Source organism: Klebsiella quasipneumoniae subsp. quasipneumoniae, assembly GCF_020525925.1.
Taxonomy (GTDB): domain Bacteria; phylum Pseudomonadota; class Gammaproteobacteria; order Enterobacterales; family Enterobacteriaceae; genus Klebsiella; species Klebsiella quasipneumoniae.
Map to the genome: position 1 here is coordinate 144,229 of NZ_CP084876.1, position 25,218 is coordinate 169,446.

25 protein-coding genes are annotated in these 25,218 nt (G+C 58.7%); 9 read left to right on the top strand and 16 right to left on the bottom strand.

What is annotated here, in order from left to right; translation table 11 throughout:
* Positions 1–28: 28 nt before the first annotated feature.
* Genes LGM20_RS00720 through rfaD form a run of 5 tightly spaced genes read right to left on the bottom strand, consistent with a single transcriptional unit; the run spans position 29 to position 5,058 of the window.
* Positions 29–1,198, bottom strand: coding sequence for an O-antigen ligase family protein (locus LGM20_RS00720; RefSeq protein ID WP_044525045.1), 1,170 nt, complete (start codon positions 1,196–1,198; stop codon positions 29–31).
* Positions 1,176–2,084 (bottom strand): glycosyl transferase, encoded by a 909-nt coding sequence (locus tag LGM20_RS00725; RefSeq protein ID WP_023291358.1) that lies wholly within the window; start codon positions 2,082–2,084, stop codon positions 1,176–1,178. Before LGM20_RS00725 ends, LGM20_RS00720 begins: the two co-directional genes overlap by 23 nt.
* Complete coding sequence (gene rfaC / locus LGM20_RS00730) at positions 2,084–3,055, bottom strand: lipopolysaccharide heptosyltransferase RfaC (protein WP_044525044.1); 972 nt, start codon at positions 3,053–3,055, stop codon at positions 2,084–2,086. The genes LGM20_RS00725 and rfaC overlap by 1 nt, the downstream gene beginning before the upstream one ends.
* A 3-nt stretch (positions 3,056–3,058) precedes the next feature.
* A complete protein-coding gene (gene rfaF, locus LGM20_RS00735) occupies positions 3,059–4,117 on the bottom strand; it encodes an ADP-heptose--LPS heptosyltransferase RfaF (protein WP_044525043.1) in 1,059 nt (352 codons plus the stop codon).
* Positions 4,118–4,125: 8 nt separating this feature from the next.
* Positions 4,126–5,058, bottom strand: a complete 933-nt coding sequence (gene rfaD / locus LGM20_RS00740; RefSeq protein ID WP_023291355.1) for an ADP-glyceromanno-heptose 6-epimerase — start codon at positions 5,056–5,058, stop codon at positions 4,126–4,128.
* Between the two features lie 213 nt (positions 5,059–5,271).
* Here rfaD and kbl point away from each other — a divergent pair, with 213 nt between their 5' ends.
* From kbl to LGM20_RS00755, 3 genes are all read left to right on the top strand, one after another.
* Positions 5,272–6,465: a glycine C-acetyltransferase gene (gene kbl / locus LGM20_RS00745; RefSeq protein ID WP_017900044.1), complete on the top strand. Its 1,194-nt coding sequence runs from the start codon at positions 5,272–5,274 to the stop codon at positions 6,463–6,465.
* Positions 6,466–6,477: 12 nt separating this feature from the next.
* The gene (gene tdh, locus LGM20_RS00750; RefSeq protein WP_044525042.1) at positions 6,478–7,503 is read left to right on the top strand and encodes an L-threonine 3-dehydrogenase; all 1,026 of its coding nucleotides are present in this window, start codon (positions 6,478–6,480) and stop codon (positions 7,501–7,503) included.
* A gap of 220 nt (positions 7,504–7,723) precedes the next feature.
* A complete protein-coding gene (locus LGM20_RS00755; RefSeq protein WP_231792015.1) occupies positions 7,724–8,461 on the top strand; it encodes a glycosyltransferase family 2 protein in 738 nt (245 codons plus the stop codon).
* A gap of 5 nt (positions 8,462–8,466) precedes the next feature.
* Here LGM20_RS00755 and LGM20_RS00760 read toward each other — a convergent pair whose 3' ends face one another.
* From LGM20_RS00760 to gpmM, 3 genes are read right to left on the bottom strand one after another with little or no spacing between them, the layout of a single operon-like run.
* Positions 8,467–9,423 carry a divergent polysaccharide deacetylase family protein gene (locus tag LGM20_RS00760; protein WP_044525041.1) on the bottom strand — a complete coding sequence of 319 codons (957 nt, stop codon included), beginning with the start codon at positions 9,421–9,423 and terminating at the stop codon, positions 8,467–8,469.
* A gap of 3 nt (positions 9,424–9,426) precedes the next feature.
* Positions 9,427–10,698 carry a murein hydrolase activator EnvC gene (gene envC / locus LGM20_RS00765; RefSeq protein WP_023291352.1) on the bottom strand — a complete coding sequence of 424 codons (1,272 nt, stop codon included), beginning with the start codon at positions 10,696–10,698 and terminating at the stop codon, positions 9,427–9,429.
* 9 nt (positions 10,699–10,707) lie between these two features.
* On the bottom strand, positions 10,708–12,252 hold the full coding sequence (gene gpmM, locus LGM20_RS00770) for a 2,3-bisphosphoglycerate-independent phosphoglycerate mutase (protein ID WP_023291351.1): 1,545 nt from the start codon (positions 12,250–12,252) through the stop codon (positions 10,708–10,710).
* Positions 12,253–12,497: 245 nt separating this feature from the next.
* On the opposite strand from gpmM, the gene LGM20_RS00775 reads away from it, so the two are divergent.
* From LGM20_RS00775 to cysE, 5 genes are all read left to right on the top strand, one after another.
* On the top strand, positions 12,498–12,929 hold the full coding sequence (locus tag LGM20_RS00775) for a rhodanese-like domain-containing protein (protein WP_023291350.1): 432 nt from the start codon (positions 12,498–12,500) through the stop codon (positions 12,927–12,929).
* A gap of 104 nt (positions 12,930–13,033) precedes the next feature.
* The gene (gene grxC / locus LGM20_RS00780) at positions 13,034–13,285 is read left to right on the top strand and encodes a glutaredoxin 3 (RefSeq protein ID WP_002922429.1); all 252 of its coding nucleotides are present in this window, start codon (positions 13,034–13,036) and stop codon (positions 13,283–13,285) included.
* A 60-nt stretch (positions 13,286–13,345) separates the two neighbouring features.
* The gene (secB, locus tag LGM20_RS00785; protein WP_002922428.1) at positions 13,346–13,813 is read left to right on the top strand and encodes a protein-export chaperone SecB; all 468 of its coding nucleotides are present in this window, start codon (positions 13,346–13,348) and stop codon (positions 13,811–13,813) included.
* On the top strand, positions 13,813–14,832 hold the full coding sequence (gene gpsA / locus LGM20_RS00790) for an NAD(P)H-dependent glycerol-3-phosphate dehydrogenase (protein ID WP_004205045.1): 1,020 nt from the start codon (positions 13,813–13,815) through the stop codon (positions 14,830–14,832). Before secB ends, gpsA begins: the two co-directional genes overlap by 1 nt.
* A 73-nt stretch (positions 14,833–14,905) precedes the next feature.
* Positions 14,906–15,727, top strand: a complete 822-nt coding sequence (gene cysE, locus LGM20_RS00795; protein WP_002922426.1) for a serine O-acetyltransferase — start codon at positions 14,906–14,908, stop codon at positions 15,725–15,727.
* Positions 15,728–15,829: 102 nt separating this feature from the next.
* Here cysE and trmL read toward each other — a convergent pair whose 3' ends face one another.
* From trmL to LGM20_RS00820, 5 genes are all read right to left on the bottom strand, one after another.
* Positions 15,830–16,303 (bottom strand): tRNA (uridine(34)/cytosine(34)/5-carboxymethylaminomethyluridine(34)-2'-O)-methyltransferase TrmL, encoded by a 474-nt coding sequence (trmL, locus tag LGM20_RS00800; protein ID WP_023291348.1) that lies wholly within the window; start codon positions 16,301–16,303, stop codon positions 15,830–15,832.
* 104 nt (positions 16,304–16,407) lie between these two features.
* Entirely contained in the window at positions 16,408–17,592 is a 1,185-nt protein-coding gene (lldD, locus tag LGM20_RS00805; protein ID WP_004205042.1) for an FMN-dependent L-lactate dehydrogenase LldD, read from the bottom strand.
* On the bottom strand, positions 17,592–18,365 hold the full coding sequence (gene lldR, locus LGM20_RS00810; RefSeq protein ID WP_004205041.1) for a transcriptional regulator LldR: 774 nt from the start codon (positions 18,363–18,365) through the stop codon (positions 17,592–17,594). Before lldR ends, lldD begins: the two co-directional genes overlap by 1 nt.
* Positions 18,362–20,017 carry an L-lactate permease gene (gene lldP, locus LGM20_RS00815; RefSeq protein WP_044525040.1) on the bottom strand — a complete coding sequence of 552 codons (1,656 nt, stop codon included), beginning with the start codon at positions 20,015–20,017 and terminating at the stop codon, positions 18,362–18,364. Before lldP ends, lldR begins: the two co-directional genes overlap by 4 nt.
* Positions 20,018–20,298: 281 nt before the next feature.
* Positions 20,299–20,661, bottom strand: a complete 363-nt coding sequence (locus tag LGM20_RS00820) for a YibL family ribosome-associated protein (RefSeq protein WP_002922410.1) — start codon at positions 20,659–20,661, stop codon at positions 20,299–20,301.
* Positions 20,662–20,933: 272 nt separating this feature from the next.
* Here LGM20_RS00820 and LGM20_RS00825 point away from each other — a divergent pair, with 272 nt between their 5' ends.
* A complete protein-coding gene (locus LGM20_RS00825; RefSeq protein ID WP_044525039.1) occupies positions 20,934–21,158 on the top strand; it encodes a hypothetical protein in 225 nt (74 codons plus the stop codon).
* Here the strand turns inward: LGM20_RS00825 and mtlR are convergent.
* The 3 genes from mtlR to mtlA form a co-directional block, all read right to left on the bottom strand.
* The gene (mtlR, locus tag LGM20_RS00830) at positions 21,147–21,743 is read right to left on the bottom strand and encodes a mannitol operon repressor MtlR (protein ID WP_002922401.1); all 597 of its coding nucleotides are present in this window, start codon (positions 21,741–21,743) and stop codon (positions 21,147–21,149) included. The genes LGM20_RS00825 and mtlR overlap by 12 nt on opposite strands.
* Positions 21,743–22,891, bottom strand: a complete 1,149-nt coding sequence (gene mtlD, locus LGM20_RS00835; protein WP_023291346.1) for a mannitol-1-phosphate 5-dehydrogenase — start codon at positions 22,889–22,891, stop codon at positions 21,743–21,745. The genes mtlR and mtlD overlap by 1 nt, the downstream gene beginning before the upstream one ends.
* 100 nt (positions 22,892–22,991) lie before the next feature.
* Positions 22,992–24,899 carry a PTS mannitol transporter subunit IICBA gene (gene mtlA, locus LGM20_RS00840; protein WP_044525038.1) on the bottom strand — a complete coding sequence of 636 codons (1,908 nt, stop codon included), beginning with the start codon at positions 24,897–24,899 and terminating at the stop codon, positions 22,992–22,994.
* Between the last annotated feature and the right edge of the window lie 319 nt (positions 24,900–25,218).

The following is a 25,218-nucleotide window of genomic DNA, read 5'->3' on the forward strand; positions in this document are numbered from 1 at the left end:
AAAAAGGGCCGTCAGCGGCCCTTTCTTGTTAACGCTTTTCCGCCAGCCCTTTGCTGAGCGCAATGCCCAGCGGCAGCCAGAACAGCACCCAGGTTTCCCGGGGGTTGCTGATGATAAACATCCCCTGCGAGGCCATAAACACCAGCGCGTAAAACAAGATCGCCAGACTGTAGCGGCTGTCGGAGCGGCGCTTGCGCCACGCCTGCCACAGTCCGCAGGCAATGACCGCCAGCAACAGCAGTAAACCCACGATGCCGCCTTTCAGCAGGGCGCCCATATATACGCTGTGGGTGGTGGTGATGTGTTCGCCGCTGTAGTTGATGAAATCCAGTTCATAGCTAAAACCGCGTCCCAGCCAGGGCTGGCTGGCCATCTCCGACAGCGTATGGTGCCAGATGCTCAGGCGCAGCCCGCTTTGGGTGCCCAGCTCTTCGAAACGGGCGAGCAGCATGTCGCCCACCGGCGTCATGACCAAAAGCAGAGCCACCAGCACGGCCAGCGCCGCGGCGATCAGCAGGTTGCGGCGGGTGAAGACGTGCAGGTGCAGCGTACAGCCGACCGCCAGCACCAGGGCGATGATCGGCCCGCGGCTTTGGGTCAGCAGCATCATCACCAGCATGATGGCCACTGGCAGATAGAGCCAGTGGCTGGCTTTTTCTTTCAGTAGCATGCCGCAGATTAAGATGCCGATGCCGCAGTATCCGGCAAGGTCGATAACGTTTGTTGGCCCGGGGTTCTCGGGGGAGACCGCTCGTTCGGTGAGGACCAGGGTGTGGTCGAACATCAGCGTCCACAGCGAGAGCACGGTGATCCCGCCAACCACCGCCAGCATGGCCAGGCGGCGGGTTCGTTCGTCGCTGAGCAGCATCGCCATCAGCAACAGATAGCCCGTCAGGTACACGCCGTGGGTGATCGGCGAGTCGATATGCTGCGGCGTATGGCCCCACAGGTTACTGAGGGCGTAATAGATAAAGAAGACCGCCAGCAGCGCCCAGGTCTGCCACTGTTCGCGTAACACGCCGGCCAGCGCCTGGCGGTTTTCCGGGCGTATCAGCGAGAGCAAGAGCAGCAGGATCGATAAATGCAGCAGGTTATTGGTCCGGGTGGACATGCAAAAAATCGCGCTGAAAAATAAAAACAAAGGAAAAACAATCGAGTAACCCTGTCTGGCGTAGTTACTCATTTTTAAAGTACTCATTAAACGCAACCTTTTCGAAAATAGTGTCCGGCACAGCGCTTTCTGGTGAAAAATTAATTACCCGGATCTGGCGTTGCTGCAGTACCTGCGCGGCATGCGCAAAGGAGGGCATGACGAGGGTATCCACTTTTGTTGCCAGGTACGAAGGCAATTTTTCTTGTTGTGTTTCGTAGAATCGCGGCTGGTTGAAGTTAGTCATATCCAGACCGCTCACCAGGATAGTGCTGAAGCCCAGCCAGGCGAGGATCTGCAGCGCCCAGTAGACCACCGTGCCGGCATCAAAGACGCCCTGGCGAATATCGGTGCTAAAACAGATATCCGGGCGCTGGGGATGAAAGCACATCGCCGGATTCTGCTGGTAAGTGCGCTTTATCGCTTCGCTGGCGACTTTCGGCTGGTAAATCTTATAGCAACCGTCCTCAATCAACGCCAAACGGCAGCGCAGCGCGTCCGCATGGCGATCGACGATTTTGGCGATCCCATGCATGGTGGTGAACAGCAGAATGTCCGGCTGACTGACGATGGCGCGGATAATGTCCGGCTTCTTATCGAAAAACTCCATGTCGACGATGGTATAGAGCGAAAAGTGCAGTCGGTCGGCAAGATGCCAGGCGCCATTGACGCCCATCACCGGGATCGTTTTCGACAACAGGGAAAAATCGATATTGCGGGTCGAAGGGCCAGTGGCGGTCAGCAGGACTTCGCCCTGCATGCTGTTTTTCAGCGCGCTCAGGCTGACCAGCGGCACCGTTTTCCCTTTATAACGCAACGCGCTGATTTCGCCGCTCGGCGCGCGGGTGATGCGGGTAAAAGGCCACAGATTTTCATTGTGACGATAAGCGCGAGGGCGGGTGTAGCGATAGATCTGCTTAAACAGGGATCCCATCAGAGCAGCCCCTGATTTTGCAGAAGAAGATGAACCCGGCTGGCGGTAATATCGCCGGTGCTGGCGCTGTTTTCCGGCCGCACGATGTGCTGGTTTTTACCGTATCCGCCAATCAGCCCCGGATCGGTCGGGCCGTAGAGCGTGAAGTTCGGTTTATCCAGCGCGGCGGTCAGATGACTCAGGCCGGTATCGACCGAGACGACGGCCCGGGCGCTGGCCAGAACCTGCGCCACCTGCTCAAGGCTCAGGCGCGGCAGCACTTCAACATACTCCCGGCCTTCCGCCAGCCGCTTCGCCCGCGCCTCTTCGTGCGGGGCGCCCCACGGCAGCTTAATGCGGACGCCGCTGTCGGCCAGCAGATCGAGCAGTTCCTGCCAGCGGTTTTCCGGCCAGTGCTTATCGTCGCGGGTGGTGGCGTGCAGAAACACCAGATAGGGGGCGGCAGCGCTAGCCTCGTGCTGCAGGAAATGGCGCGCAATGGCGTAATCCCCCTGGGTTTGGGGTTTCGCGTAGCCGAGGCTTTTGGCGAACAGCTCGCGGGTACGCTCCACCGCGTGCTGCTGTTTCGCAATGTGGTGGCAGCGGTTGTAAAACAGGCTGGCCAGCGGCTCGCGGGCCGTTTGCCAGTCCATACCATGCTTGACGCCGTGCGCCAGACGGGTGACCAGCGCAGCGCTTTTCACCAGCCCCTGGGCGTCGATAATGGCGTCATACTTGACCGCCTGGACGGCCTCGCGAAAGGCTTTACGCTCCGCTTTGATCGGCGCGGAGAACCAGGCTTTACGCCAGCGGCGGATCGCCACCGGGATCACCCGCTCGACGCTGTCATGCCAGGAGGGGATCTGCGCGAAGCCTTCTTCCACAACCCAGTCGAAGCGGATGCCGGGGATGGCCTGCGCGGCGTCGGTCAGCGCGGGCAGCGTGTGCAGCACGTCGCCCATCGATGAGGTTTTTACAATCAATACCCGCATCCGCTACGCTTCCTCGTGCCCGGTTTTTTCCGTCAGCAATTCGTTCAGCTCTTGCAGGACGCGCTCTGGCGTAATGTCGATCAGGCTCTGATGATAACCTTCCGCGGCATCGCCTTTGCGCACCTTGTGGTAGCCGGTAATCAGACGGATCACGCGCGCTTTATGCGACAGCGGCGGGGTAAAGTCCGGACTGCTCGGGCCATACAGCGCCACCAGCGGACGGTCCAGCGCCGCGGCGACGTGCATCAGCCCCGAATCGTTAGTCACCACCGCTTTACAGGCGGCAATCAGGATCACCGCCTGCTCCAGCTGGGTTTCACCCGCCAGATTCCGGCACCAGGCCTGCTGCTCGCTGCTGAGGGCGGCGATGATCTCTTTGCCGGCCTCGTTATCTTTTGCCGAGCCAAATAGCGCAATCTGATAACCATCGTCGATGAGCTTTTTCGCCAGCGCAGCATAGTGATAGTGCGGCCAGCGTTTTGCCGGGCCGAACTCCGCGCCGGGGCAAAAGCCGATGATCGGCCGATCGTTGGACAGGTTAAAGGCGCTGCAGGCCTGCGACTTTTCCCCTTCGTTGACCTGCAGCTGCGGCCATAGCAGCGGCTGCGGCAGATCTTTGGCGCAGCGCATCACGCCGTTGTCGTAGGCCAGCGCCACGTAGCGTTCCACCATCAGCGGCCAGGCGTCTTTGTCCAGCACCCGGGCGTCGTTGAGCAGGCCGTAGCGCATCTCGCCGCGCCAGCCGGTGCGCAGCGGGATGTTGGCGAAGAAGGGGACTAATGCCGATTTAAACGAGTTTGGCAGCACGTAAGCGCGATCGTAGCGACGCTCGCGCAGGCTGTGGCCGAGCTTGCGGCGTTCGCCGATAGCCAGCGCGCCGTGGCCCAGCGGCATCGGGATCGCTTCGTTCACTTCCGGCATGCGCGATAACAACGGACGACACCAGGCTGGCGCCATCACGTCGATAATCGCCTGGGGATAGCGCGCCCTGAGCGTACGATAAAGACTTTGCGACATCATCATGTCGCCCACCCAAGACGGGCCTACCACCAGAATTTTCATGTTATCTCTTACGCATCCCGATTCAGCCAGGCCATATACTCCGTTACGCCTTCGGCAACGGTTTTGAACGGTTTGTCATAGCCCGCTTTACGCAGGTTAGTCAGATCCGCCTGGGTGAACGCCTGGTAGCGGCCTTTCAGTTTGTCCGGGAATGGGATGTACTCGATGCTGCCTTTTTTGTGGTACGCCAGGGTCGCGTCGGCGACGGCCTGGAAGGATTCCGCGCGGCCAGTGCCGAGGTTGAAGATGCCGGAAACGCCGTTTTCCCAGAACCACAGGTTGACGTCAGCCACGTCGCCGACGTAGACGAAGTCGCGCTTGAAGCCGTCGCTGCCTTCGAACAGTTTCGGACTTTCGCCATTATTCAGCTGGGTGTTGAGGTGGAAAGCGACGCTCGCCATGCTGCCTTTGTGGCCTTCGCGCGGCCCGTAGACGTTGAAGTAGCGGAAGCCGACGATCTGCGAATTGGCTTCCGGCAGGATCTGACGAACGTATTCATCGAACAGGAATTTGGAGTAGCCGTAGACGTTAAGCGGCTGCTCATACTCGCGAGACTCGATGAAATCGCTGGTGCGCCCACCGTAGGTGGCCGCCGAAGAGGCGTACAGGAACGGAATTTCGCGCTCCAGGCAGTAGTGCAGCAGCTCTTTGGAGTACTGATAGTTGTTGTCCATCATGTACTTGCCGTCCCACTCCGTGGTGGAAGAGCACGCGCCTTCGTGGAAGATTGCGTCAATGTCGCCGAACTCTTCGCCTGCCATAATCTGGATCAGAAAGTCTTCTTTATCCATGTAGTCAGCGATGTTCAGGTCAACCAGGTTCACAAACTTGGTGCCGTCTTTCAGATTGTCGACAACCAGAATGTCGGTAATGCCCTTGTCATTCAGCGCTTTAACGATGTTGCTGCCGATAAAGCCTGCGCCGCCGGTTACGATGATCATAACTGTACCTTTGAAGTTGAGAGCCCGGAGACAATCCGGACATGAATGCTCATATCATATCACCACATGAGCAAGCCTACAGCCATTCGCAGAATAAGGTGCTGGGCTGACGTGATTTATGCTGCAAATAATTCATTCAGGCCTGCATCATCTCGTATCAGCGTATAGCTTTGGGTAATATGTGCCAAATTTTGCCGAATCTGGAGAGTTGCAATGCGTGGTGATTTCTACAAACAGTTAACTAGCAATCTGGAGACCGCTCGGGCCGAAGGCTTATTTAAAGAAGAGCGCATCATCACCTCGGCGCAGCAGGCGGACATTACCGTCGGCGACAGCCACGTGATTAACTTCTGCGCCAATAACTATCTGGGTCTGGCCAACCACCCGGCGCTGATCGACGCGGCGAAATCCGGTATGGACAGCCACGGCTTCGGGATGGCCTCGGTACGCTTCATCTGCGGCACCCAGGATACGCACAAGCAGCTGGAGAAGAAGCTGGCGGATTTCCTCGGTATGGAAGACGCAATTCTCTACTCCTCCTGCTTCGACGCCAACGGCGGCCTGTTTGAAACGCTGCTCGGCCCGGAAGACGCCATTATCTCCGACGCCCTGAACCATGCCTCGATCATTGACGGCGTGCGCCTGTGTAAAGCGAAGCGCTTCCGCTATGCCAACAACGATATGCAGGAACTGGAAGCGCGTCTGAAAGAAGCCCGCGACGCTGGCGCGCGTCACGTGCTGATCGCCACCGACGGCGTCTTCTCGATGGACGGCGTGATCGCCAACCTGAAAGGCGTTTGCGACCTGGCGGATAAATACGATGCGCTGGTGATGGTCGATGACTCCCACGCCGTCGGCTTCGTCGGCGAAAACGGCCGCGGCTCCCACGAATACTGCGATGTGATGGGGCGCGTCGACATCATCACCGGCACGCTGGGTAAAGCGCTGGGCGGCGCCTCCGGCGGCTACACCGCCGCACGCAAAGAGGTGGTCGAGTGGCTGCGCCAGCGTTCCCGTCCGTATCTGTTCTCCAACTCTCTGGCGCCGGCCATCGTGGCCGCCTCCATCAAAGTGCTGGAGATGGTCGAAGAGGGCGCAGACCTGCGCGATCGCCTGTGGGCCAACGCGCGTCTGTTTCGTGAAAAAATGACTGCGGCAGGCTTCACCCTGGCGGGCGCCGACCACGCCATCATTCCGGTGATGCTGGGTGAAGCGGTGGTGGCGCAGAACTTTGCCCGCGAACTGCAGAAAGAAGGGATCTATGTCACCGGCTTCTTCTATCCGGTGGTACCGAAAGGCCAGGCGCGTATTCGCACCCAGATGTCGGCGGCGCATACCCCTGAACAAATTGAGCGTGCGGTGGAAGCCTTTACCCGCATCGGCAAACAACTGGGCGTCATCGCCTAATAAGGGTGTGAGATGAAAGCGTTATCCAAACTGAAAGCGGAAGAAGGCATCTGGATGACCGACGTACCGGAACCGGAAGTCGGCCATAACGATCTGCTGATTAAAATCCGCAAGACCGCCATTTGCGGGACCGACGTGCACATCTACAACTGGGATGAGTGGTCGCAGAAGACCATTCCGGTGCCGATGGTGGTCGGGCACGAATATGTCGGCGAAGTGGTGGGGATTGGCCAGGAAGTGCGCGGCTTTAAGATTGGCGACCGCGTCTCCGGCGAAGGGCATATCACCTGCGGTCACTGCCGTAACTGCCGCGCGGGCCGTACCCACCTGTGCCGCAACACCATCGGCGTGGGCGTCAACCGCCCGGGCTGCTTTGCCGAGTATCTGGTGATCCCGGCCTTTAACGCCTTTAAAATTCCCGACAATATCTCTGATGACCTGGCGTCCATCTTCGACCCATTCGGCAACGCCGTGCACACCGCGCTCTCCTTCGATCTGGTGGGGGAAGACGTGCTGGTCTCCGGCGCCGGTCCGATCGGCGTGATGGCGGCGGCGGTGGCGAAACACGTCGGCGCGCGTAACGTGGTGATCACTGACGTTAACGAGTACCGTCTCGATCTGGCGCGCAAAATGGGCGTCACCCGCGCGGTGAACGTGGCGAAAGAGAACCTCAACGACGTGATGGCCGAGCTGGGGATGACCGAAGGTTTCGACGTGGGTCTGGAGATGTCCGGCGCGCCGCCGGCGTTCCGCAGCATGCTGGATACCATGAACCACGGCGGCCGTATCGCGATGCTGGGTATCCCGCCGTCGGATATGTCCATCGACTGGACCAAGGTCATCTTCAAGGGGCTGTTTATCAAAGGGATCTATGGTCGCGAAATGTTCGAAACCTGGTACAAGATGGCGGCGCTGATCCAGTCTGGCCTGGATCTTTCGCCGATCATCACCCACCGCTTCGGCATTGACGACTTCCAGAAGGGCTTTGACGCCATGCGCTCCGGTCAGTCCGGTAAAGTGGTTCTGAGCTGGGAATAACGCCTCCGGTCTGTTGTAAACATCAGCAAAAAAGGCGCCTGCGGGCGCCTTAATTTAGATTTGGATAACATTTTTAGCCTGCTTAATATCAAGCGCACAATTTCTACATCGATTTTACGGTTATTCGCTTATACAGTGTGTTTAGTCGCGGTTTAACTTTGAAACGATCATGCTTAAACTCTCCGTATGCTTACTGACCTGTAACTCCGCACGTCTGCTCATGGAGGTGCTGCCCCCGCTGCTGAAGGTGGCCGATGAGTGTATTGTCGTCGACTCCGGTAGCACCGACGAAACGGTCTCTATTTGTCAGCAGTTTGGTCTCACCGTCCATCACCATGCCTATAAAGCCCACGGCGCGCAGATGAACTATGCCATCGGGCTGGCCAGCCATGACTGGGTGCTGTGCATGGACAGCGATGAAATTCTTGATAACGACGTCGTGGCGGCCATTCAGGCGCTAAAAGCGGGGGAGGAGCCTGACCCGGCCTGCGCCTGGCGTTTGCCGCGCTACTGGTTTGTCCTCGGCACGCAGGTGCGGACGATCTACCCTATTTCCTCGCCGGATTACCCGGTGCGCCTCTTTAACCGCCAGCAGGCGCGGTTTAACGACCGGCCGGTGGATGACCAGGTGGTCGGACACGCGCGCTCCGTCAGGCTGCCGGGCTTTGTACGCCATGACACCTTTTATTCGCTGCATGAAGTGTTTAATAAGCTGAACAGCTATACCACCCGGCTGGTGAAGCACCAGCAGATCACACCTTCGCTGACGCGGGGGATCGTCAGCGCCATTGGCGCTTTCTTTAAGTGGTATCTGTTCAGCGGGGCGTGGCGCTATGGCAAAGTCGGCGTGGTCACCGGCCTGTACGCCACGTTTTACAGCTTTCTCAAATATTTTAAGGCGTGGTACGCCCACGAAGATAACCAGGCGCCCGTCGCGCAAAAGCGAACGGACCCCTGAGTGGTCTAGCTGCCGGGATTGTCCCAGCCCTGCCATTTGAGGCGATAGTACTGGACCAGCGCGCTCTGGCTAATGCTGTCGCTGAGGATAGTGAAGAAGCGGCTGGCGTTCACGGGCTCCAGCGGGCGCTTCGGCTTGCAATACTTCACGCCGTGGAACGGATTACGCGGCTTCTGCTGCTGCGGCGGCGTTTGTTGCACAGGCGGCTGAGCGTAGTTTGGCGTCGAGTTGTCGACCTGCGGCTCGTTGAGCAGGCTGCTCGGGCGCACCAGCGTGATATCCGGCGGCAGGTTATAGACCATCTGCTGCAGCACCCGCACCGTCGTCGGATGCGGATGGCCAATGGCTATCGCCGAACCGTTACGCCGCGCCAGGGCGATGGCGCGGTTGAACTGGGTGCGGATATCGGCTTCATTCTGCGTATCGTCCAGAAACACCTTACGCTTAATCACCTTCACCCCGGTGCCCTGCGCGGCGCGCATGGCCTGGGTATTGCCGATGGTCACGCTGTCGAGAAAATAGAGATTGTAGCGCTCCAGGGCCTGCATCACCTTCTGCATGCCAAACAGGTTGGAGGTCATCGCGCTGCCCATATGGTTATTCAGCCCGACGGCGTAGGGGACTTTGCCATAGGCCTCGCGGATGATGCGCTCGATCTCCTCGCTGCTCATTTCGGGACGCAGGGTGTCTTTTTCCAGCGGCTGTTTGCTGAGCGGCGCCATCGGCAGGTGGATGAGCACTTCATGGCCCAGATTATGCGCTTTCGTGGCCATTTCCCGGGCGTGCGGCGCGTTCGGCAGCACGGCGACGGAGATAGTGGACGGCAGCGCCAGCACCTGATTTTCGGTCTGCGGGCGGTAGCCAAAATCGTCAATAACGATGGAGAGTTTGCCAGCGAACGCTGGCGCCGCCAGAGCCAGCGAACCGGCTACGGCAAGAGCAATTGCGCGAAATTGAAGCAAAACTTATCTTCCCAACCACGGCTGTGGATTGACCGCCTGACCCTGGCGGCGAATTTCGAAATAGAGCGACGGACGGCCCTGACCGCCGCTGCTGCCTACGAGCGCGATAGGCTGACCGGCACGCACCTGCGTACCGACGCTGACCAGCGCGCTTTGGTTATAGCCATACAGGCTCATGTCGCCTTTGCCATGCTCGACCACCACCACCAGACCATAGCCCTGCAGCCAGTCGGCCAGAATGACCCGACCATCGGCAATCGCTCTGACTTCGGTGCCTTCAGACGCGGCGATAACCATCCCTTTCCAACGTAGTTCACCTTGCAGCTGTTCGCCATATCGATGAAGGAGCGGACCGCGAACCGGCCAGAACGCCTGACCGCGCGGCGAGCCCAGCCCACCGGTGCGTGACATCAGCGAACGCTCGCTTTCCGTTGGTTTATAGGTGGTGCCTTTGCGCGATGCTTCCTGCTGGCGGTCGCGCACCGCCTGCGCATCGCGAGCTTCCCGATCGGCACGGGCTTTGGCGGCAGCCTCCGCCTGGGCGATACGACCGCGTAGGCGCGATTCGTTAGCCCGCAATTCACTTAACTGTTGCTGACCCCGCTGAATGGAGGACTCCAGGCCGGAAAGGGTCTTTTTCCGTTCGTTACGCGCCTGCTCCAGCTTCGCCTGCTGGGCTTTTTGCTCGTAGACCAGCGTCTGCTGCTGGCTCTGCTTCTCTTCGAGCATCGACTTTTGCACCGCCATCTCTTCGCGCGTTTTCTTCAGTTCCGCGATGGTTTCCTGGCGGGCCTGGTTGAAATAGCTGAAATAGACCTGCATCCGCTGATTGCGCTGACCCTCTTCACCGCTCAGCACCATCTGGATGCCGGTATGCGGCCCCTGGCGGAACGCCGCGTCAAGCTGCGCGGCGAGGTTACGCTCCTGAGACGCGCGCTGGCGCTCCAGCTTCGCGAGAGAAGCGTTCATCTCGTCAATCTGCTTATTGAGCTGGTTCAGGCTGTCCTGGGTTTCGCGCAGTTTGCGGGCCGCGGCGGCGATCGCCTCTTCCTGCGCTTTGAGCTGAGCGAGCAGGCTTGCGCGCTGCTGCTGCTGTTGCTTAATCGCCCGCTGCCTGGCGGCGATGTCGGCCTGGATGGACTTTAGCTGATCGCGATCGTCGGCGTGCGCAGATGACGCGCACAGTAATACGCCAGCGCTGAGCGCGCTGGCGTAAAGGACGGATCGAACTGCCGTTGCGATCCATGTAGTTGAATACGTCGCCTTTCCCCTCATGGGGAAGGATTATTCCACGATGAACAGCGGCTTGCCAGTCATCTCTTGCGGGATTTCCATTCCCATCAGCGACAGCATGGTCGGGGCGATGTCTGAAAGTTTGCCGCCATTGACCGCTTTGACCGCTTTGTTACCGACGTAGATCAGCGGAACCGGCAGGTTAGTGTGGGCGGTGTGCGCCTGACCGGTGGCCGGGTCGCGCATCTGTTCGGCGTTACCGTGGTCGGCGGTGATCAGCAGCTGGCCGCCAACGGATTCCACCGCCTGCGCCACCTGATCGATACAGTGATCCAGCGCTTCAACGGCTTTCACTGCCGCTTCCATCACGCCGGTATGGCCAACCATATCGCCGTTCGGGTAGTTACAGATGATGGTGTCGTACTGGCCGCCTTTGATGGCCGCGACCAGTTTTTCGGTCAGCTCGGCGGAGCTCATTTCCGGCTGCAGATCGTAGGTCGCCACTTTCGGCGAGTTAATCAGAATCCGCTCTTCGCCTTTGAACGGCTCTTCTACGCCGCCGTTGAAGAAGAAGGTGACGTGGGCGTATTTCTCGGTTTCGGAGATGCGCAGCTGGGTTTTATCGTGCTTCGCCATCCACTCGCCGAAGGTATTGGCCAGCGAGGCGGGCGGGTAGGCGCAGGCCACTTTGATGTCGGCGGCATATTCGGTGAGCATCACGAAGTCGAGGTTAACCACTTTCTTACGCGCAAAGCCGTCGAAGTCGGCGTTGACGAAGGCGCGGGTGATTTCGCGTGCGCGGTCAGCACGGAAGTTCATGAAGATCAGCGCATCGCCATCTTCCATCGCGGCGTCGGCCTGGCCGGCGGCGCGGATCACGGTCGCTTTCACGAACTCGTCGTTTTCGTCACGGGCGTAGGCAGCCTGCAGGCCGGCGACGGCGGTATCGGCCTGGAATTCGCCTTTCGCCAGCGTCATCAGATCGTAAGCCTGCTCAACGCGATCCCAGCGGTTATCGCGGTCCATGGCGTAGTAGCGGCCAATGAGCGACGCGATGCGGCCCTTGCCCAGCGCGGCAAATTTGGCTTCGAATTTTGCCAGCGTTTTTTCCGCGCTGCGCGGTGGGGTGTCACGACCGTCGAGGAAAGCGTGCAGGTAGATCTTCTCAGCGCCGCGCTCTGCCGCCAGCTCCACCATCGCCATGATGTGATCCTCATGGCTGTGAACGCCGCCCGGAGACATCAGACCCATGATATGTACCGCTTTACCCGCGGCAACCGCTTTATCGACCGCGGCGGTCAGTACCGGGTTGGCGAAGAAGGTGCGTTCTTTAATTTCCACATCGAGACGGGTCAGGTCCTGATAGACGATACGACCGGCGCCCAGGTTGACGTGGCCCACTTCGGAGTTCCCCATCTGACGGTCCGGCAGGCCAACTTCCAGGCCGGATGCATCGATCAGGGTATGCGGACGTTTGGCCCACAGGGCGTCCATTACCGGCGTTTTAGCGCTGTAAATGGCGTTATCCTGTTGGTCTTCGCGATAGCCGTAGCCATCCAGAATCACCAGTACCATAGGTTTTTTAGTAACCGACATTGCGACAACCTCATGCTCAAAGACAGAAATTTTGCGTAATTTTACTACAGCTGAATCGTTTAAATCCCCGTGAAAGATCAAAGAAAGGGAGCGGCCGGGCCGCGGCGCGTCAGCGAGAACGGCTTTTTTTCGCCGCCGCCCGCAGAAAATACATTACATCGCGCTCACTGGCTGTAATTGCCGCAAGGCACAGGTATACTCCTTTCCTGGTTTTTTTCTCACTTAGTCGGGAGTTGTAACCCCCCATGCAAGAAATTATGCAATTCATCGGCCGTCACCCTGTTCTGAGCATCGCGTGGATCGCGCTGCTGGGGGCGGTGCTGTTCACCACCTTCAAGGGCCTGATGTCGAAAGTTAAAGTCATCACCCGTGGTGAAGCGACGCGTCTTATCAATAAAGAAGACGCGGTGGTGGTCGACCTGCGTCAGCGTGACGATTTCCGTAAAGGCCATATTGCCGGCGCCATCAACCTGCTGCCCAGCGATATCAAAGCGAATAACGTCGGCGAGTTGGAAAAACACAAATCGCAACCCATTATTGTGGTAGACGGTTCCGGCATGCAGGCGCAAGAGCCAGCCAGCGCGCTGAACAAAGCCGGGTTTGAAAAAGTCTTTGTACTGAAAGAGGGCATTGCTGGCTGGAGCGGCGAAAACCTCCCTCTGGTACGCGGCAAATAACTTACCTCGCGTGGTGATGCCGCCGCGTTTTCCCCTTCGCGCCTGACGTGAGGGGAACACAGGCTGCGGCGTAAAACCCTCAGGGTAATAACAGGAGTGAAGTCATGGCCAATATTGAGATCTACACCAAAGCGACCTGCCCGTTCTGCATCCGCGCGAAAGCGCTGCTGAACAGCAAAGGCGTAACGTTCCATGAGTTGCCGATCGATGGCGATGCCGCGAAGCGTGAGGAGATGATCCAGCGCAGCGGACGGACGACGGTTCCGCAGATTTTTATTGATGCGCAGCACATTGGCGGCTGTGACGACTTGTATGCGCTTGATTCACGTGGTGGACTTGATCCCCTCTTGCGCTAATTTTTGCGCGCTTTCCCTGCCGGAAGCGCGTATTTAAGGACAACACGAAAGGGTTTTACTATGTCAGAACAAAACAGCACCGAAATGACCTTCCAGATCCAGCGTATCTATACCAAAGATATCTCTTTTGAAGCGCCGAACGCGCCGCAAGTTTTCCAGAAAGACTGGCAGCCGGAAGTTAAACTTGATCTGGATACCGCCTCCACCCAGCTGGCTGAAGGCGTTTATGAAGTGGTGCTGCGTGTAACCGTGACCGCCGCGCTGGGCGAAGAGACCGCGTTCCTCTGCGAAGTACAGCAGGGCGGTATTTTCTCCATCGACGGCATCGAAGGCACCCAGATGGCGCACTGCCTTGGCGCATACTGCCCGAACATTCTGTTCCCGTACGCGCGCGAGTGCATCACCAGCCTGGTTTCCCGCGGTACCTTCCCGCAACTTAACCTTGCGCCAGTGAACTTCGATGCGCTGTTTATGAACTATCTGCAGCAGCAGGCTGGCGAAGGTGCAGAACAACATCAGGATGCCTGATGAACGCACTTAATGCTGCAATGACTGTGATCGGTGCCGGCTCTTACGGCACCGCTCTTGCCATCACCCTGGCAAGAAATGGCCACCACGTTGTGCTCTGGGGCCATGACCCGAAACATATCGCGACGCTGCAACACGATCGCTGCAACGCCGCGTTCCTTCCCGATGTGCCTTTCCCGGATACGCTGCATCTTGAAAGCGACCTGGCCACCGCCCTGGCCGCCAGCCGCGATATTTTGGTGGTGGTGCCAAGCCATGTGTTTGGTCAGGTGTTACGCCAGATTAAACCGCTGATGCGTCCTGACGCGCGTCTGGTATGGGCGACCAAAGGTCTCGAGGCCGAAACCGGTCGTCTGCTGCAGGACGTGGCGCGTGAAGCGCTGGGCGATGATATCCCGCTGGCGGTGATCTCCGGGCCAACCTTCGCCAAAGAGCTGGCCGCCGGCCTGCCGACGGCGATTTCGCTGGCGGCGACGGATCCGCAGTTTGCCGAGGATCTGCAGCACCTGCTGCACTGCGGCAAGAGCTTCCGCGTCTACATCAATCCGGACTTTATCGGCGTCCAGCTCGGCGGCGCGGTGAAAAACGTCATCGCCATCGGGGCGGGGATGTCGGACGGCATCGGCTTCGGCGCCAATGCGCGGACGGCGCTGATTACCCGTGGCCTGGTGGAAATGTCTCGCCTTGGCGCGGCGCTGGGCGCCGACCCGGAAACCTTTATGGGCATGGCCGGTCTCGGTGACCTGGTGCTCACCTGCACCGACAACCAGTCCCGTAACCGTCGCTTCGGCATGATGCTCGGCCAGGGGATGGACGTGCAAAGCGCCCAGGAAAAGATTGGCCAGGTGGTTGAAGGCTACCGCAATACCAAGGAAGTTCGCGTTCTGGCACAGCGTTTAGGTGTCGAAATGCCAATAACCGAGGAAATTTATCAGGTATTGTATTGCGGAAAAATTGCGCGCGAGGCAGCATTGACCTTATTGGGTCGCGCCCGCAAGGACGAGCGCAGCAGCAATTAGCTTTCCTTTGTCACCTGAATGACCCTGCCAGCGCAGAACTGGTAGGTCATTACCATATCGCCTGGAGTATGCAATGCCGTGTGAAGAACTGGATATCGTCTGGAATAATATTAAAGCCGAAGCCCGGGCTCTGGCGGACTGTGAGCCAATGCTCGCCAGTTTTTACCACGCAACGCTACTCAAGCATGAAAATCTGGGCAGCGCGCTGAGCTATATGCTGGCCAATAAGCTGGCTTCCCCGATTATGCCGGCTATCGCCATTCGCGAAGTGGTGGAAGAAGCCTACGCCGCCGACCCGGAAATGATCGCCTCGGCGGCCTGCGATATTCAGGCGGTGCGCACGCGTGACCCGGCGGTGGATAAATACTCGACGCCGTTGCTCTATCTGAAGGGTTTCCATGCCCTGCAGGCCTATCGTATCGGCCACTGGCTGTGGACTCAGGGCCGGCGTGCGCTGGCGATTTTCCTGCAAAACCAGGTGTCCGTCTCTTTCCAGGTGGATATCCACCCGGCGGCGAAAATCGGCCGCGGGATTATGCTCGACCACGCCACCGGTATTGTGGTTGGCGAAACGGCGGTGATTGAGGATGACGTCTCTATTCTGCAGTCGGTCACCCTTGGCGGTACTGGTAAAACCAGCGGCGACCGTCACCCGAAAATTCGCGAAGGCGTGATGATTGGCGCCGGGGCGAAAATCCTCGGCAATATCGAAGTCGGGCGTGGGGCGAAGATTGGCGCCGGTTCGGTGGTATTGCAGCCGGTTCCGCCTCACACCACCGCCGCAGGCGTGCCGGCGCGTATCGTCGGCAAGCCGGAGAGCGACAAGCCGGCGATGGATATGGATCAGCATTTCAACGGCATCCACCACACTTTCGAGTACGGCGACGGGATTTAACGTCTTGCCCGGTGGCGCTGCGCTTACCGGGCCTACGATCTCTCCCCGCCCAGCATGTCGCCCGGATAAGGCGCGGTGCGCCGCCATCCGGGAAGGGGTCAGTTAGCTGCGCAGCACGGCGCCTGGATACCCCAGCTGCCGCCAGGCCTCGTACACCACCACCGACACCGCGTTTGACAGGTTCATGCTGCGGCTGTCCGGCATCATCGGAATCCGAATTTTCTGCTCCGGCGGCAGGGCATCAAGGATGCTGGCCGGCAGACCGCGGGTTTCCGGACCAAACATCAAGAAATCGCCATCCTGATAGCTCACCGCGCTGTGCGCCGGCGTACCTTTGGTGGTCAGGGCGAACAGACGCTGCGGCTGCGCGCTGGCGATAAACGCCGCGTAATCGGCGTGGCGCTGCACGGCGGTGAACTCGTGATAGTCCAGTCCGGCGCGTCTCAGGCGCTTATCGTCCCAGGTGAAGCCCATGGGCTCAATGATATGCAGACTGAAGCCCGTGTTGGCGCACAGGCGGATAATATTCCCGGTGTTCGGCGGGATCTCTGGTTCGAATAACACGATGTTCAGCATACTGCCCCCTTAATTGCGGGGGGCAGAATAGCAGATATTTGGTCAACCCTCACCCCGGCCCTCTCCCTGAGGGTGAGGGCCGGGGGAGAGCAAAACGGCGCAGCTTATGCCGCGTTATGCTGCTTCAGCGCATCGAAGGTCTGCAGCGCCTCCGCGTTCTGCACCAGCGAATCACGGCTAATGTCCGCGATGGTTTTTGCGCCGGTCAGGGTCATCGCCACCTTCATCTCTTTCTCGATCAGATTCAGCAGATTCGCCACTCCCTGCTTGCCATGGGTCGCCAGGGCGTACAGGTAAGCGCGGCCCAGCAGTACGCTGTCGGCGCCCAGGGCGATCATGCGCACGACGTCGAGACCGTTGCGGATGCCGCTGTCGGCGAGAATGGTAATGTCGCCTTTCACCGCGTCGGCAATCGCCGGCAGGGCGCGGGCGGAGGAGAGCACGCCGTCAAGCTGGCGGCCGCCGTGGTTGGAGACCACAATGCCGTCGGCGCCGAAGCGTACCGCGTCGCGGGCGTCCTCCGGGTCGAGGATCCCTTTGATCACCATCGGTCCGTCCCAGAAATCACGGATCCACTCGAGGTCTTTCCATGAAATCGACGGATCGAAGTTATTCGCCAGCCAGCCGATGTAATCCTCCAGGCCGGTCGGCTGGCCGAGATAGGCGGAGATATTCCCCAGATCGTGCGGACGGCCGTTGAGGCCTACGTCCCATGCCCACTGCGGATGGGTGACCGCCTGCCAGTAGCGGCGCAGGGCGGCGTTCGGGCCGCTCATGCCGGAATGGGCGTCGCGGTAGCGGGCGCCGGGAGTCGGCATATCGACGGTAAAGACCAGCGTTGAACAACCCGCCGCCTTCGCGCGCTCCAGCGCATTGCGCATAAAGCCGCGGTCGCGCAGAACATACAGCTGGAACCACATCGGCCGCTTGATGGTCGGGGCGACCTCTTCGATCGGGCAGACGGAAACGGTGGAGAGGGTAAACGGAATGCCTTTGTCATCCGCTGCGCCGGCGGCCTGCACTTCGCCGCGGCGGGCGTACATTCCGCACAGCCCCACCGGCGCCAGCGCCGTCGGCATCGCCAGCTTCTCGTTGAAGAGGGTGGTCTCGAGGCTCAGGTCCGACATATTGCGCAGAATACGCTGGCGCAGCGCCACGTCGGAAAGGTCCTCGACGTTGCGGCGCAGGGTATGTTCGGCGTAAGCCCCGCCGTCGATATAGTGGAACAGGAACGGCGGCAGGATACGCTGGGCGGCGGCGCGATAGTCGCTGGCGGCGGAAATAATCATCACGAATTCTCCCTGGAATTATCAATAGCATCGCCGGGCAGGCGGGTAATTCGCGCCTGGCGGGCCTGGTCTTCATCAAAACGTTTAATGGTGGCGTGGACAAAACCTAAGTGGGCCATCATCGCCTGGCGCGCCGCCTCGGCGTCGCCGGCGACAATCGCCTCCATGACGGCCTGGTGCTGTTCGGTCAGGCGGGCAAAAACCGGCGGCACCAGATACATCCGCTGACGGCTCTGCTTGACGGAGGAGTGCAGCAGGTCGAAAAAGCCGCGCATGGTTTGCAGGAGCACCACGTTATGCGAGGCTTCGGCGATGGCCAGATGAAAGCGGACGTCCGCCTGCGAGGCGATATCCGGGTCTTCGCTCTGGGTCGCTTCAAAGCACAGGCGAATTTTTTCTTTATCGGCGTCGGTGGCCCGCATCGCCGCGTGCCACGCGGTGCTGGCTTCGATGGCGTGGCGGGCCTCGAGGATGTCGAAGCTGTAGTCAGGGTCATCGGCCAGCAGCGTCTTCAGCGGCTGGACGATGTTTTGCTCCGACCACGGCTCATGCTGAAAGCGGACGAAAGTGCCGCCGCCGCGACGGCTCAGCAGCACCCCTTCATTGACCAGCATCGCCAGCGCTTCGCGCAGGGAATTGCGCGAGACGCCGAGCTGAGCGGCGAGCTGGCGCTCGGCGGGCAGTCGCATGCCCGCCTCCAGCTGTTGTTCTTCAATCAGCGCCCGGACGCGACGCGCCACGTCGTCGGCCAGGCGTTTAGGCATCACTATCACGGTATCATCCAGGTTAAAACGTAGGCCTGCAGCGTAGTGATCAGACCCACCATGCAGGTGAAGATCAGGCTGTGTTTGACGGTAAAGCGGAACAGATCCGACTCTTTACCCACCAGGCCTACCGCGGCGCAGGCGATGGCGATCGACTGCGGGGAAATCATCTTGCCGGTGACGCCGCCGGTGGTATTGGCCGCGACCAGCAGGATATCGGAGACGCCAATCTGCTGCGCCGCCGTTGCCTGCAACGCGGCGAACAGGGCGTTAGACGAGGTGTCCGAACCGGTCAGGAATACCCCCAGCCAGCCCAGGAACGGCGAGAAGAAGGTAAACGCGTGGCCGGTATGGGCCAGCGCCAGGGCCAGGGTCGACGACAGCCCGGAGTAGTTGGAGATAAAGGCGAACGCCAGCACCATGCCGATAGAGTAGATCGGCAGCGCCAGGTCCTTCAGCGTTCCGGCGAAGGTGGTCAGCGCGTCTTTCGGCTTCATGCGCAGCCAGACGATGGACAGCAGGGCGGCGAACAGAATGGCGGTGCCGGTTGCCGACAGCCAGTCAAACTTATAGATGGCGGCGTAAGGCGTCGCGGCGCTGACCACCGGCGGCATGCGTGCGACCATTTTATCGAGGAACGGCACCGAAATATTGATGACGAAGTCATACATCGCGCCGCCCGGTGCGAACAGCGCTTTGAACGGCGGCACGCTCCACAGGGTCACGGTGGCGGTCAGGAACAGGAACGGCGACCAGGCGCGGATCACTTGTCCCGCGGTGTAGCGCGTGCGGGCCAGCGTCATATCCACCTGCGAGGCGCCGATATCGCCAAAGCGGAAGATGCGCACCGGCTGCCAGCGTTTGAGGAACAGGGTCAGGCAGACCAGGGAGACCAGCGATGAGATGATGTCCGGCAGCTCCGGGCCAAGGAAGTTAGAGCTGAGGTACTGGGCGATAGCGAACGAGCCGCCTGCGACCATCACCGCCGGCCAGGTCTCTTTGATGCCCCGCCAGCCGTCCATAATCGCCATGATCCAGAACAGCACGATAATGGTCAGGAACGGCAGCTGGCGACCCACCATCTGGCCGATGGCGAAGCTGTCGATACCGGTCACCTGACCGGCTACCAGGATCGGGATGCCCATCGCGCCGAAGGCCACCGGCGCGGTGTTGACGATCAGGCACAGGCCTGCGGCATACAGCGGGTTAAACCCGAGGCCGACCAGCAGCGCCGCGGTAATCGCCACCGGCGCGCCAAATCCCGCCGCCCCTTCGAGAAAGGCGCCGAACGAGAAGCCGACGATCAGCATCTGCAGGCGCTGGTCAGGCGTAATCGACAGGATCGACGAGCGGATAATGTCGAACTGTCCGGTCTTCACCGAGATTTTATAGACGAAGACTGCGGCAATAATAATCCAGGCGATGGGCCACAGTCCGTAGAAGAAGCCATACACCACCGAGGCCAGGGCGCGGTCCACCGGCATTTTATAGAACAGCAATGCGACGGCCAGGGCGATCGCAACGGTCCAGGTAGCGGCGAGATAGCCTTTCAGTTTGAGCTTTATCAGCGCAAAAAAGAAAAACAGAATCGGTAGCGATGCGATAAGACTGGATAACCAGATATTACCGGCGGGATCGTAGTTTTGTTGCCAGAGATTCATGCAGGGTCTCCATCGGGCCGCCAGGACGGGTGGGCTGAGTCTGCGCTCTTTGCCGACCCGTCGTAGGTAAAATTGGCCCGGCCAATTAGGGATAGCAGGGTTGATGACAACGAATGGTTAACCAGATGTTGCTCTTAGGCAACGGGTTTGTGATGTATTTTGATGGATTTGTGAACTGCCGGGGGTAGATAAAATTATTGGTTGGACCAATCGGCCGGGCAGGGAACGAAAAGGGGGGGGGAAGGACAGAATAACCCTCTCCGAACGGAGAGGGCTGGGGATCAGAATTCGCTGCGGGCGAAACCGGTCATCTCTTTCAGGCCCATTTCCCGGCCCAGGGCGGTCATCGGATGGACGACCACCAGGCCGCGGACGCTTTTCTTCAGCTTACCCATATCGGCCTGCTCTTTTTTGGTAATCGCGCGGCGGAACGGCAGGCTCATCAGCTTCTGCGCCTCTTTGCTCAGCTTCTGGCTCTGGACGGAACGCAGACGTTCAATCTCCGTTTCCAGAGTGGCTTTTTCTTTCTCCAGCTCCGCGTATTTATCGGCAGCTTCCACCAGCGACAGCTCGGCCTGCTGGTGGCGGATGGCGTCGAGACGATCGCTCAGACGTTTGATTTCATTCTTTTCGACTTCTTTCATGGTGATTTGATCTGTTAATAAAGGGGCTTCATTCGCCTATAGTATGTGCCGTGACCGCTATTGTTGATAGCTATTTATCAAAAATTCGCCGTTTATCGCCGTCAGAATACAATACCTTAATCTGCTAATAATTTGAATTTTATAATTATTCCTTCCGATACCCGCGCTAATTTCATTTCTGTGAAGCCTGTCGGCAGATAAGCACGTTTTCCTTAACCCACGCCGGTGAATTGGCTAATGCTTAATCAGATTATTCCCAAAAGGAGGACGTGATGGCAAAGATCGGCGACGGCGTACCACGTTTAATCGACAAAGCGGTTGATTTTATGGCTTCCAGTCAGGCGTTTATGGAGTATTTGAAAAAGTCTCCGCGGCTGCAGCATGTACCGCGAGATATCCCTCAGGATAAGGAAGCGTTGTTTCTGCAGCGTCTGGAATATTATCGTCAGCTTTACCGGCCGACCTGCGACCAGACGGCGCCGGAATCAGAGCGTTGATTTCTGGAAGGCTTTTTTTAAGCTGATTCGTGAAATCAGCTCAGTCAGGGACAACACCATCGTTGAACGCACCATCTGCTGGTAACGCAGTTTCTGCATTGCCAGCAGTTCGGCGTCGCTGTCATCAAACTGCGGCGTTGGCGGCAGGGCGGCGACGCAGTGCAGTTCGCCGAACGGACCGATAATTTCGTCGTCGGTAAAGCTGTACTCATTGCCGTCGTGATTAAGCTCTTCGCGCAGGGCCATCAGCAGCTCGGCGTCTTCATATTCGGCACGGCTTATCACCCCAAGGCCATAAATCAGCTTCAGGCGTACTGAGAGATCGCCGAGCGGCCCGCTGCCCTCCAGCAAGGGCTCGACGGCGTATTTCACCGCGTAGTCGTCTTTACGGAACACCTGAAGCACCAGAATATTGACCGCTTCCGTTAACAGCTCGACGGTGGCGATCAGGAAGCTTCGTACGGTTTTGCCAGCATTCAGACGCTCAAGCACACGGTTTTCAAATGCTTGTGTTTCTTCCATCATTGCCTGCATATCTGACAGGAGTCGTAATGGGCGCGACGTCGGCCGCGCCAGGTTGTGCATCATTTTACCGCGTTGTAGTCGTTAACGGCTTCCGCGACGACATCGCTTGCCGCGTCAAGGCCGGAAATCTGCGCCAGCGCGGCCTGAGGCCCTTTGTCGGCGATCAGTGTCGCCAGCTCCTGCGCCTGCGGATCGTCTTCGCTACGGAAATGCATCGCCGCCGCAATCCCTTTCACCAGATTGCGGTGCGGCAGGCCGTATTCCAGCGTACCCAGCAGCGGCTTAATTAAACGGTCGCCGGCGCTCAGTTTGCGCAGCGGCTGACGGCCTACGCGCTCGACATCGTCTTTCAGGTACGGGTTCTCGAAACGGCCAAGAATTTTCTGGATATAAGCCGCGTGCTTCTGCGGGTCAAAGGCGTAGCGTTTGATCAGCACCGCGCCGCTCTCCTCCATCGCGCCCTGCACGACGGCCCGAATTTTCTCGTCGAGGATCGCGTCGCGAATCGTCTGGTGGCCCGCCAGTTTTCCGAGGTAGGCGGTTATAGCATGCCCGGTGTTCAAGGTGAAGAGCTTGCGTTCGACAAATGCCATCAGGTTATCAGTTAATTCCATTCCCGGGATGGTCGGCAGTTCGCCCTTGAACTGGGTTTTATCGACGATCCATTCGCTGAAGGTTTCCACGGTGACTTCAAGCGGGTCATGGGTAGCGGACGCCGATGGCGGCACAATACGGTCAACGGCGGAGTCGACGAAGCCGATATGGGTTTCCACCCAGGCCTTATCTTCCTCCGCCAGGGCGTTAAATACGTGGCCTTTTAACTGCGTGGTGCCGCGCACCATGTTTTCGCAGGCGATAATGTTCAGCGGGCGTTCAGTGCCCTGCGCCTTGCGCTTCGCCAGCCCTTTGGCGATGGCCGGGGCTATGCGCTCAAGAACGACAGGACCGACGGCGGTGGTCACCAGGTCGACGCTGGCGATCAACTCCACTACCTCGTCGCCAATGCTGCTGACGGCATTCACGCCGGAGACGGTATCCACCTGCTCATTTTCGCCAACGACGTGAACCTGGTAGCTATGACGGGCATTCAGGGCATCAAGTACGGTCTGATTGACATCGGCAAACGTCAGGTCGATGCCCGCGTCAGCCAGCAGTTTACCGATAAAGCCACGTCCGATATTACCTGCGCCAAAATGTAATGCTTTCATAGTATTAACCTTCAATTAATGTTTTTACCTGAGAGGGCTGGGGTGAGGCTTTTTCCCTCACCCCAACCCTCTCCCAAAGGAGAGGGTTGGATAGCGCTGATTATTTATTCAGCAGCGCCAGTACGTCGTCGACGCTGGTGGTGTTCGCCAGGCGCTCAATCACCGTTTCGTCATCCAGCGCATTGGTCAGGCTGGTAATCACCTGAATGTGCTCGTTGTTGCGGGCGGCGATGCCGATCACCAGGCGGGCAACATCGTCTTCATCTTCCCCAAAGCGCACTCCTTCCGGGTACTGGCAGAAGACGACGCCGGTTTTCAGCACGCGGTCTTTCGCTTCGATGGTGCCGTGCGGCACCGCGATGGACTCGCCGAGATAGGTCGAGGTCAGTTTTTCGCGGTCCAGCATCGCCTGCACATATTCCGGCTCGACGTAGCCGCCTTTCACCAGCTGCTCGCCGGCGAAGCGAATGGCTTCTTCTTTGGTGGCCGCTTTGCGACCGAGGAAGATGTTATCCGCACCCAGCTTGAACAGGTTTTTGTCCGTATCATCAAAGCTGTCTTTCAGGCTATCGGTGACTTTAACTTCGTTGTCGATGTGGCGCTGGGCCGCCACCAGACGCTCGGTCAGGCTGGTGTACAGACCGCTGTCGAGGAAGTTGGTCAGCGAAATATGCTGCGCCTGCGGTACCTGGCGCATGGCGCGCTCGGTCAGGTCGCGGTGGGTGATCACCAGGTCAACATCCGGCGGCAGGTTATTGATGGCGCTGTTGGTGACCGAGATGTTGCTCAGGCCGGCATCCTGCACTTTCTTGCGCAGTACCCCGGCGCCCATGGCGCTGGAGCCCATCCCGGCGTCGCAGGCGACGATGATTTTACGCACATGGCTCAGGTCGTTGGTGACATTGCCAGCCGCCAGCGGGTTGGCGCCTTTGGATTCCGCTTTCATGTCATGCATACGACGGGTCGCGGCTTCGATATCGTCTTCTTCTTTGACTTTGCTGGTCTTGAGCAGAACCGCAGAGACGACGAAGGAGACCGCCATCGCGGCGATAATGGCTGCGATGTTCGCGAAGTAGGCCCCTTTCGGCGTCATCGCCAGCACCGCCAGGATAGAGCCCGGGGAAGCCGGAGAGACCAGACCGCCGTTGAGGATGGTCAGGGTGAAGACACCGGTCATCCCGCCGAGGATAACGGCCAGGATCAGACGTGGGTTCATCAGCACGTACGGGAAGTAGATTTCATGGATACCCCCCAGGAAGTGGATGATAGCCGCCCCGCCTGCAGACTGTTTAGCGCTGCCGCGGCCAAAGAACATGTACGCCAGCAGAACGCCCATCCCCGGACCCGGGTTAGCTTCAATCAGGAAGAAGATGGATTTACCCAGCTCGTGGGACTGCTGAATACCCAGCGGCGAGAAGATACCGTGGTTGATGGCGTTATTGAGGAACAGGATTTTTGCCGGTTCCACGAAGATAGACGCCAGCGGCAGCATGTCGTGCGCCACCATGAAGTTAACGCCAGCCGCCAGAATTTTCGACAGAACTTCTACCGCCGGGCCGATGCCGAGGAAGGCGAGAATGGCGAGGATCATCCCGATGATGCCGGCGGAGAAGTTATTCACCAGCATTTCAAAACCGGATTTGATCTTACCGTCTACCCAGTTATCGAATTTCTTGATGCAGTAGCCGCCCAGCGGGCCGGCGATCATGGAGCCGAGGAACATCGGCATATCCGCGCCGACGATAACGCCCATGGTGGTGATCGCCCCGACCACGCCGCCACGTTCGCCGCCGACTAATTTACCGCCGGTGTAACCGATCAGCAGCGGCAGCAGGTAGGTGATCATCGGACCGACCAGCTTCGCCAGCGTTTCGTTTGGCAACCACCCTGTCGGAATGAAAAGCGCGGTGATGATACCCCACGCGATAAACGCGCCGATATTCGGCATCACCATATTGCTGAGAAAACGACCAAAGCTTTGCACTTTGATCTTGATATCGGATGACATAAAACACCCCTTCTTCTGTTTTGCGTATCGCGCAGGCTAAAAGCCCGAGGTTTGTTGTTAATGTGGCGGCAGAGGTAGCCGGGCCCTGATTGATAGTGCGAAATCTGGCACTGAATCGTTTAGCTGTCCAGCCAGCGCCCTTAAGTGTGAGTTAGATCACATGAATATAGGGGGCGGAGAGGGTTTTGTAGTGATTACGATCACATAATGGCTGTGTAAAAAAACAACAGACCGCCGTTTTTGCCGCTAATCTGCGTTTTTGTGTGATATTTGTCACAATTATGTTTCGTGTTTTTGTTGTTTGTTTGTGATTTTGATC